Here is a 9,932-nt window from a genome sequence, read left to right on the forward strand (position 1 = left end):
TTACTCCTCCTTTTGGCTGGTTTATTTTTTCTTACGAATCATATCGCCGACTGCAACAGGTTGCGTCACTTCCATTGTTAATAACATCATGGGATTAGGTGCCCGATCGATCGCTTCACCGTCTTCATTATACATCTCTTTAACGGTTTGGTGGAAATGGGTAAACCCGGGACCATAAAATTCAATTTCATCGCCGACACTGAAAAGGTTCCGTTGACGAATTGTCGCGACTTGCGTCTTTTCGTTGTACGCAATCACTTCGCCAACAAATTTATATTGTGGAATTTTACGACGTTCGCCGAATAATTGTTCATTTTCACTTGGTGTATTGTAATAAAAACCAGTTGCTAATTCACGTTGTGCTACTTTCCATAATTCATCAATCCACTCTTGTTGGCAGACATAGTTTTCAGGGTCTTCCATGTAAGAATCGACGGCTTTTTTATACACATTAGCGACTGTCGAAACATAGTGAATGGATTTCATGCGGCCTTCAATTTTAAAACTATCGACACCATTTTCAATTAATTCTGGAATATGTTCAATCATAGACATATCTACGGCGCTCATTGAAAACTCTTCTTCAACTTCCCCTTCGCTGGTTTTGCTCCGACGTTCTGTCCCAAAAGGCATATCAAATAACTCGTATTTCCAACGACAAGATTGAGAGCAACCGCCACGATTGGCATCCCGCATCGACATATGGTTGGATAAAGTACAACGTCCTGAATATGAAATACACATTGCTCCATGAATAAAGGCTTCAATCTCAATGTCCGTATTTTCACGAATCGCTGCAACTTCCTCCATTGAAACTTCGCGCGCTAATACCACACGTTCTAAGCCTTCATTTTTCCAAAATTCTAATGTTTCATAGTTGGTTGCTGAAGCTTGTGTCGATAAATGGATAGGTAAACCTGGTGCTTCTGTCGCACAAATTTCGATTAAAGCTGGATCGGAAACAATCACAGCTGAAATTCCGATGTCTCGCAATTCTCTGAAAAACGCTCCTGCCCCTTCCTGGTTTCCTTCATGAGTGACCATATTGGCAGCGACATAAACTTTCGCATTATGTTCGCGGGCAAAGGCTACGCCTTCCGCCATTTCTTCTGGCGTGAAATTTCCTGCGCGGCTACGCAGACCGTAGGCATTCCCTCCGATATAAACGGCATCGGCACCGTAACGAATTGCGACTTTTAGTTTTTCTAGCGTCCCGGCTGGAGCCAACACCTCGGGACGCTTCAATGTTCGTTCTGTCATTACTTTCATGTTCTTCTTCCCCTTAAATGAATCAATTTATTTTATTGCATCGGCACTTAAATCAAAGAAACCATTGTCTAAGCCACGACCTGTTGGATGTAATTTTTCAATTTCAGCTGTTGCATGAGCTGCTTGATCTTCTGACCAAGTTCCCGCTTCAAGTGCTGCTTTCGCTTCAGCAAATAAGCGAGCAATCGCGACAAAATTTTCACCTGGTGTGTAAAGGCCATCGAGCTTCCATGTGCGATAGTGATGGTCATACAAGTTTGTTAACTCATTCATCAAGTTCACATCGTTATTGGCAAAAATATGCGTACCATGACTATCTTCATAAATGGAATAGTGGGTTTCTGGTTTTTTGGGTTCAGAAATAAACAGCCCTTCGTCTTTCGTAACCCCTTTGTCGTTCTTTGTGTAATTGTAGTAATTTTGAATTAATGGGCGTTTCGATTGATGAATACAGGTCGCCCCATAGACAAGAATTTCAGCTGGAACTGCTAAGTTTTCTTCCATTGCGACCATTTCTTCAAAAGGTACTTCCCGAGCTAGGACAGCTCCGATGGCTCCTCGTTTACTCCAAAAATTGATTTGACGTGAGCTCGTTACTAAGGTTTCACCATCATAAACGTAAGGAATTTCTAATCCATCTCGTTGCATAATAAACACAATACCTGGATCACCCAAAGTAATTTTATCGACGTTGATTTCTTTTAAAAATGTCAGATACTCTGGGACTAATTTCATTTTTTCAGGGTGCATAATGCCATTTACTGCAACTAGCACTTGTTTGCCCATTTCATGTGCACGTTTCACAATCTTGCGTTGTTCATCTCGTGTAAAAGATACGGGCAAACGCAACCCGAATGTTTCTTCTCCAATATATAATGTATCCACACCTGTTGCGAGTAATTCTACAGCCTGCTCAACAGATTCTGCAGTTGCAATCAGTTCAATCATAAATATAGCCTCCTTCTTTATGACCGTTTAATAGTATCATACGTTCACAAACTTTAAAAGAGCCTATCTGTATTAAACGTACATTTTTCACAATGTTTCCGAAAAAATTTTGGTAGAAAAGCGCCAACCGCTTACCTACCAAATGTTCTTTTTTTTAATTACTGGTCATCTGTTCTTTGGTCACTCGTTCAAGTGATATTTTCGTTCATAAAACGTTACTACAACGGTGAATAGCCACGCTGCCGCTAAGCCTAACAAGCTGCCTAAAACAATCCCCAAAAAGCGGAATTGAATCAACGTTATCACATACTGCTGACGAACGAGCAATGAAAGCATCAGAGCCATAGGCGTTGTGAAAAATTGCGCCAATCCATAATTACGACGAATAAAATACTCAACGGTCACAAATAAGATTGTAATCACGACAATCGATTCAAAAGTTGTCAAAGCTAAATTAAGCAGAAAAGCGGAAATAACCAATCCAATCGTTGTGCCAAAAATTCGCTGAATATTTCGCTGCTTAATCGCACGTAAATTGTCTCCTTGTAAAATGGATGCACAGGAAACGACTAACCAATACGGATTCTGTAAATGTAAACTTTCGCTGATATATACAGCAAAAAATAAGACAAAGCTATAATATATGCTATCTAATGGTGCTTCTGGATGCCGATAAATTCGTTCCCGTAATGATTGCTTAGCTAGCGGGGCACTGATTTCCTTCTCTGTAAAATGCAACACTAGTGCAAACAAAATAGAAAAGCCAATACCTAATAACATACAGCCACTCATGAACGGAATTTTTGCTAACGGAATACTCGTACTGGCACCCATCGCTGTCACCATCACACCAAAGAAGGCCCCTGGTTTTGAAATATCGTAGACTTCAAAGAAAAAGCGGCCACCAAAACCGACCAGGGCAACAACAATGGGAATGAGCCATGCAATATGGGTCGATAACATGCCTAACAAATTTCCTAAAAAAAGGTAACTACCGACCACAGATAAACGAGTCATTAACTGTTTTAATGGTAACGGCTGATAATATAAAAAAGTAAAAATACCTAACGAGCCAAAGCTTGAAATCAATAATTGATGATTGATATAGCCCAAAAAAAGAATGCTGAACATAACCAAGCCAGCAAACACTAGTCGAAAAGGATTATCCTTTGGACGTTGATAATGTAGTAATTCTCGAAAAAAAGATTGTTCCATTCCATCACCCCTCCTTATTAACGTAGCACAGAAAAATCAATCTGGCAATTCTCAAAAAGAAATCGCCACTGGAAAATAGAAAAAGGAGCGTGGGACAAAAATCACTTTGGATTTTTGTCCCACGCTCAAAAACTGATAAACGGCGGGAACAGAAGCAACCCCTTCGGAAATAAGCCGAAATTCTCCAAAAATTAAAGAACAATTTTCGGAAATTCCTTCTTATTTCTCGGAGTTAAACACTTCTGTCCCGACCTCCTTTGCATCTCATCTATACAGTTTGTAATTCTTTCGCTTCTGTCTTTGGTGCTTTTGGTGCCCGCACATTTAACGTAATTTTGCCTTTGCTAGCGCCTAAAGTTACTTTATCCCCTAACTGAATTTGACCAGAAAGAAGGGCTTCACTTAAACGATCTTCCACTTCTTTTTGCAAGGCCCGACGAATTGGACGTGCGCCATATTCTGGATCAAACCCGACTTTACCAATAACTTCAATTGCAGCTGGTGTGATTTTCACTTTAACCTCTTGTTCGGCCATCCGTTTCACGACAGATTGACTCATAATTTTTACGATTTCATGAATTTCCTCTTGTTTCAAGGAATGGAATACAACCGTTTCATCAATTCGGTTTAAGAATTCTGGACGGAAGGCTTTTTTCAATTCTTCCATGATTCGTTTTTGCATTAATTCATGATTTTTAGAAATGTCTTTCACATTGAAGCCAACATGTTTTTCTTCACGAATCGCTGTTGCCCCTAAATTGGAGGTCATGATTAAAATCGTGTTACGAAAATCGACTTTTCGTCCTTTGGCATCCGTTAAATGGCCATCATCTAAGACTTGTAATAAAATATTAAAGACATCTGGATGGGCTTTTTCTACTTCATCTAGCAAAATAACGGAATAAGGACGTTGACGAATTTTTTCAGTTAGTTGACCGCCTTCTTCGTAGCCGACATAACCTGGAGGAGAACCGATTAAACGGCTAGTACTGTATTTTTCCATAAACTCAGACATGTCCACGCGAATCAAAGCTTCTTCGCTGCCAAACATCGCTTCGGCTAAGGCTTTGGCAAGTTCTGTTTTCCCAACCCCTGTTGGTCCTAAGAACATGAAGGAACCAATCGGTCTTGCTGGGTCTTTCAAGCCACTACGCGCACGACGGATAGCGCGTGAAACAGCTTCAACTGCTTCATTTTGGCCAACGACCCGTTGATGTAAAATGGTTTCTAATTCCATCAATCGTTCGCTTTCTTTCTTCTCTAGCTGCTGCAAAGGAACGCCTGTCCATTGTGAAACAACCCCAGCCACGTCTTCTTCTGTTACTTGTGTACTGTAACCAGACAGACTTTTTTCTTTCACTGCAATCAATTCTTCTAGTTTTTCCATCACTTGTTTTTCTTTTTGACGAATCCGAGCAGCACTTTCAAATGATTGGTTTTGAATGGCCTCTTCTTTTTCCGTAATTAATTGAGAAATTTCGGTACGCAATTCATTAATTTCTGAAGGTTGATCTGCCTTATCTAAACGAACTTTTGCTGCAGATTCGTCCATTAAATCAATTGCTTTATCTGGTAATTGGCGGTCATTTAAATAGCGAATCGATAATTGAACCGCTGCATGTAGAGCTTCATCTGTAATTTCTACGCCATGATGTTTTTCATAGCGGGAACGCAAGCCTTTTAGAATTTCTTCTGCTTCTTCTGGGGTTGGTTCTGCTACTTGAATACGGGCAAAACGACGTTCCAAAGCGGCATCTTTTTCAATATATTTTTGGTATTCATCCAGAGTTGTCGCACCAATTGTTTGCAACTCGCCACGTGCTAAAGCAGGTTTTAAAATATTTGAAGCATCAATCGCCCCTTCTGCACCGCCAGCACCGATCAAGGTATGCAATTCGTCAATAAATAAAATGACTTGTCCATCTTGATAGATTTCATCGACAACTTTTTTCAAGCGATCTTCGAACTCACCTCGATATTTGGTTCCAGCAACCAAGGCACCCATGTCTAGCATCATTAAACGTTTGCCTTGCATATCTTCAGGGACTTCTCGGTTGACAATTTTCTGGGCTAACCCTTCTGCTATCGCTGTTTTCCCAACACCTGGTTCACCGACTAAGACAGGATTGTTTTTGGTACGGCGACTCAAAATTTGAATCAAACGACGGACTTCGGTACCGCGACCAACTACTGGATCCAAGCTTTGTTCTCGTGCTAACTTGGTTAAATCTCTTGCTAAAGAATCCAATGTTGGCGTCCCTTGTGGCGCATTTTTATTTTGACCATTCCGACGACGTTGTGCGCCATTGGGTTCGGAAACGCCCATTTTTTTCAATAATAATTGACGCATTTTGGATAAGCTTAATCCTAAATTCACTAAAATTCTAGACGCTAAAATTTCTTCGTCTCTTAACAAGCCTAATAATAAATGCTCGGTACCAATCTTTTGAGCCCCTAAGCGCTTCGCTTCATCTCCAGCATAGGCAAAGATTTGTTTGGCTCTTGGTGAATAAGGTAAGTATAAGTTGTTATTTCCCATTGGACTTTGCATGGTGCCATAGCCACTTAAATGCTCAATTTCTTCACGGATGTCTTCTGTGTCAGTATTCAATTGTCGTAATGTTTTTCCGGCAATCCCATTTGGTTCTAAAACGAGTGCTAATAATAAATGTTCAGAACCGACGGATTGGTGACGAAAATACTTCGCTTCTTCTTGGGCAATCGCCAGTACGGCTTTCGCACTTTCTGTAAATAGTTCATCCATAGTTATTCCTCCTCATAGCTCAAGCGCTCTAAAAATGAACGCATTATTTGAGCTCTTAGAAAATCTTCGTGATTCCCCAGACCATTCAATGTGCTTTTACTTAAAGCAGCTAGCATTAAATTGCCTTCCTTTTTCGTAATCACTTCTTCTTCATACAATGTTTGAATAAATGTTAGCGCATCTTTTTCTGTTAAGGTTGCGCCAATCAATTGATCCATTTGTTTTAGTAATTGATCGTTATCTGAAATTTGTACTTTGACAATGCGAATATAGCCGCCTCCACCACGTTTACTTTCAACTGCGTAGCCTCGTTGGATGGTAAAACGTGTATTAATTACATAGTTAATTTGTGAAGGAACGCAATTAAATAAATTAGCCATTTCCGCCCGACGGATTTCAATTTTATTACTTTCTTCTAAAATCTTTTTTAAATAAGCCTCGATTAAATCTGACGTATTTTGATTACTCATAGTCTTCCATCCTTCTTCTCTCTTGACTAATATTGACCATTATTATATCGAACTTTGCCTATTAAATAAAGAGGAACGCTTTGACTTTAATAAAAAAATGCAAAACAGGAGGAGCAACCTCAGTCAAACTGACTTAAGTCCCCCTCCTAAAATTGAAAATATGTTATTGAATCACAGAGGCTGAGACAAAAGTGTTTAGCTCCAAGAAATAAGAAGAAATTTCCGAAAATTGTTCTTTAATTTTTGGAGAATTTCGGCTTATTTCCGAAGGAGTTGCTTTTGTTCAGCTGATTATCTTAATGTCTCACAAAAGCGATTCTTCGCCATAGGCTTGATCCAAGGCTTGTTGAATATCTTCGATAATAGATGTTGGCTCTTCCAAACCAACGTACATGCGAATGTGCGCTGGCGACAAGCCTCTTTTCTGAACAGCCGTCAAGTTATTGCCTTTAAATACAGGCAAGGCCAAACTTTCAAAGCCACCCCAACTGACCCCAATTGTGACCAGCGTCAATGCGTTCACAAATGTTTTCAAACGTTCAAAATCGGTATCTTTTAAATCAATCGCAAACAATGAGCCATAACCTGTTAAATATTTTTCTGCTAACGCTTGTTGTTGTTGATTTCCTACAAAAGGATGATATAAGCGGCTGATTCGCGAATCCTTTTGCAAAGCCGACAGCACCGTTTGGATGGCTTGAGACTGATGCGCCAACCGAACAGGCATGGTACGAATACCACGTAACGCTAACCAAGAATTGAAGGGACTATTGACTGCTCCTAAAGCTTGATGACCATGTTCAAAAATTTGATCCACAAGCGCTGCTTTGCCAATGACAGCCCCTGCTACAATATCCGAATGACCACCAATATATTTGGAACAAGAATGAATCACCAGGTCCACATTATGGCATAAAGGATGCTGAAATAACGGTGACGCCCACGTGTTATCAATGACAGTGTATGCGCCGATTTTTTGTGCTAACGCAGTTATTTTTTCTAAATCTAGCAGTTCAAACTTTTGTGAGGACGGACTTTCAAAGTAAATGACTTTGGTGTTTTCCTGAACAAATTGAAAAAGTTCTTCTGTTTCTGTAACGTCTACTTTGGTCAAGGATACGCCAAATTTCTCTAAATATTGCACAAACGAAACAGATTCGCCATAAATTGTGTTGACCATTAAAACATGATCACCTTGTTGGAGCAACGTAAACAGCGTTGCCGAAATAGCGCCCATTCCTGAGGCAAAAACTTTACATTTTTCTCCACGTTCCAAACGAGCAATTTTTTTCTCTAAAATTTCTGTTGTGGGGTTGGTGCCACGTGTGTAAACATAATTATTTTTTTCATCTATACTCGCTGCCATAAATTCTTCGTAAGTTGGAAAATAAAAGGAAGAGGTTTGAACCAACTCGGGCACCATCGGATGATACATTTTTTCCATTCCTTTTTCCACTTCACAGCAAATATTTTTATCATTCTCAACATGCATTTCCTTCACTCCTCTTTCTCTACAATGTTTCTGGTACTTCATGGGCTTCTTCTTTTTGATATTGTCGATCTAAGGCTTTTACAAATGGATAATAAATAACGACACTAGCGGCAACAGCTAAAACTTGCGTCACTGCACCTTGCCATTTTCCCACTAAAAAGCCCGAAAACAGAAAGGGCGTAGCCCATGGTGCTTGAATGTTTGTAAACATTGGCATGAACCCAATTTTCATTGACAGAAAGGCAATCAAGACCGATACAATCGGCGCGACCGCAATCGGAATCAATAATAAAGGGTTAAAAATAACTGGGAGTCCAAAAATCAAGGGTTCATTAATGTTGAAAAATGCTGGAACAAACGAAATTTTCGACATGGCTTTCATTCTAGATGAATGTCCGACGATGGCCATTGCAATAGCCAAGCCAATCGTACAACCAGCGCCTCCAATTGTGGCAAATTGATCGAGCATTTGGACCGTGCCAAAGTTGCCACTTTGAGCAGTTAATTGTCCTAATTCCGCTAAGCTTTGGTTTTTGTCTGCATTCGCATATAAAATAGGATATAGCATGGAATTGATGACAGTTGGATGAATCCCAAACCACCAGAACAGTCCATTTAAGCCAGCCACAATAATAATTGCAAAAGGGGTTCCGATTAAACCTTGCAGTGGCGCTTGAATCACCGCATAAATTAATTGTGGGAAGGAATCCGCAAACGAAAGCCCAATCCCATTAATCAATAAAGCCACCGCTACCACAAAAATCCCAGGAATCAATGCACTAAAAGCTTGGCTCACCATAGAAGGCACGCTGTCAGGCATTTTGATGACTAATTTTTTCTTAATACAGAAACGAGTCAACTCAACCGAAAGAATTGACATAATAATGGCCGTAATCACCCCTTGCGTTCCTAACCAATCAAACGATAAAACTTTCGTCACAACTTCGCCTGATTCAGTGGTCACCGTTTTCGGTAAAACGACTACGTAAGCAACAATTCCTAAAATTAATGAAGTTAAACGATCCATTTCGTAACTTTCCGCCAATTTATAGGACATCGTCCCGGCAAAAATAATTCCCATCATGTTGAAAGTTGCTCGATAAGCGGGTGAAATCATATCCGCCCAACCTGCACCGAAAATTCCAGCCATAAAATCGCCATACCCTGCTACTGGAAAATCTGTAATCAACATAAAAATCGATCCAATAATTGTTAACGGCATAATCGCAAAAAAACCATTTCTTAAGGCTTGAAAATAACGTAAACTTGTAATCCTTGAAACTTTAGGCACTACGGCTTGCTCCACCCAGTTTGTTAACTTATCCATTTCACTTCTCTCCTTAATCCTTTGTGATATCCTCATCATAAAGAAACCGCTTTCTTATGTAAATACGACTAACTAATTCTGTAACTATGTTTCATAATTCATACGCTTAAGGTATACTGAAAGCGAAACAAAGTACCACAGAGAGGTGAACCCATTGAATCTAATCGAATGTTTAGAACAAAAAGAACGCTATACATATAACGAAGGGCTAATTATTGATTTTATTTTATCTCATACTGAACGAGTCCTGCATATGTCGATTTATGAACTAGCAGAAGCCACCAACTCTTCAACTTCCACGATTGTTCGTTTGTGTAAAAAAACAGAGACTAGCGGTTTCAAAGAATTTAAAATCCGCTTGTCCCGCGACTTAGAAATTCACTACCAAGCAATCCGGAATGTTGATGCGAATATGCCTTTTTTAGCGCAAGATTCTGATTTACTAAT

At 39.8% G+C, this 9,932-nt stretch carries 8 protein-coding genes (1 of these 8 only partly in view); 1 reads left to right on the forward strand and 7 read right to left on the reverse strand.

The window, feature by feature from the left end:
* Positions 1 to 21 precede the first annotated feature (21 nt).
* The 7 genes from IGK72_RS13105 to IGK72_RS13135 form a co-directional block, all read right to left on the reverse strand.
* A complete protein-coding gene (locus IGK72_RS13105) occupies positions 22 to 1,269 on the reverse strand; it encodes a peptidase U32 family protein (protein ID WP_002368523.1) in 1,248 nt (415 codons plus the stop codon).
* A 27-nt stretch (positions 1,270 to 1,296) separates the two neighbouring features.
* Complete coding sequence (locus IGK72_RS13110; protein WP_023895547.1) at positions 1,297 to 2,217, reverse strand: peptidase U32 family protein; 921 nt, start codon at positions 2,215 to 2,217, stop codon at positions 1,297 to 1,299.
* Between the two features lie 180 nt (positions 2,218 to 2,397).
* Positions 2,398 to 3,432: an FUSC family protein gene (locus IGK72_RS13115; protein WP_002358941.1), complete on the reverse strand. Its 1,035-nt coding sequence runs from the start codon at positions 3,430 to 3,432 to the stop codon at positions 2,398 to 2,400.
* A 268-nt stretch (positions 3,433 to 3,700) separates the two neighbouring features.
* On the reverse strand, positions 3,701 to 6,196 hold the full coding sequence (locus IGK72_RS13120) for an ATP-dependent Clp protease ATP-binding subunit (protein WP_002378875.1): 2,496 nt from the start codon (positions 6,194 to 6,196) through the stop codon (positions 3,701 to 3,703).
* Positions 6,197 to 6,198: 2 nt separating this feature from the next.
* On the reverse strand, positions 6,199 to 6,666 hold the full coding sequence (locus IGK72_RS13125) for a CtsR family transcriptional regulator (protein WP_002354715.1): 468 nt from the start codon (positions 6,664 to 6,666) through the stop codon (positions 6,199 to 6,201).
* A gap of 304 nt (positions 6,667 to 6,970) precedes the next feature.
* Entirely contained in the window at positions 6,971 to 8,200 is a 1,230-nt protein-coding gene (locus tag IGK72_RS13130; RefSeq protein ID WP_025186717.1) for an aminotransferase class I/II-fold pyridoxal phosphate-dependent enzyme, read from the reverse strand.
* Positions 8,178 to 9,485, reverse strand: a complete 1,308-nt coding sequence (locus IGK72_RS13135) for a PTS sugar transporter subunit IIC (RefSeq protein ID WP_002391542.1) — start codon at positions 9,483 to 9,485, stop codon at positions 8,178 to 8,180. Before IGK72_RS13135 ends, IGK72_RS13130 begins: the two co-directional genes overlap by 23 nt.
* Before the next feature lie 145 nt (positions 9,486 to 9,630).
* Between IGK72_RS13135 and IGK72_RS13140 the strand changes: the two genes are divergently transcribed.
* Positions 9,631 to 9,932 carry the start of a MurR/RpiR family transcriptional regulator gene (locus tag IGK72_RS13140; RefSeq protein ID WP_002354705.1) on the forward strand. 556 nt of this gene lie beyond the right edge of the window, so only the first 302 of its 858 coding nucleotides appear in the window; the start codon lies at positions 9,631 to 9,633; its stop codon lies off the right edge, out of view.

Origin of the sequence: Enterococcus sp. DIV0183 (genome assembly GCF_050541505.1) — a bacterium.
Lineage (GTDB): Bacteria > Bacillota > Bacilli > Lactobacillales > Enterococcaceae > Enterococcus > Enterococcus faecalis.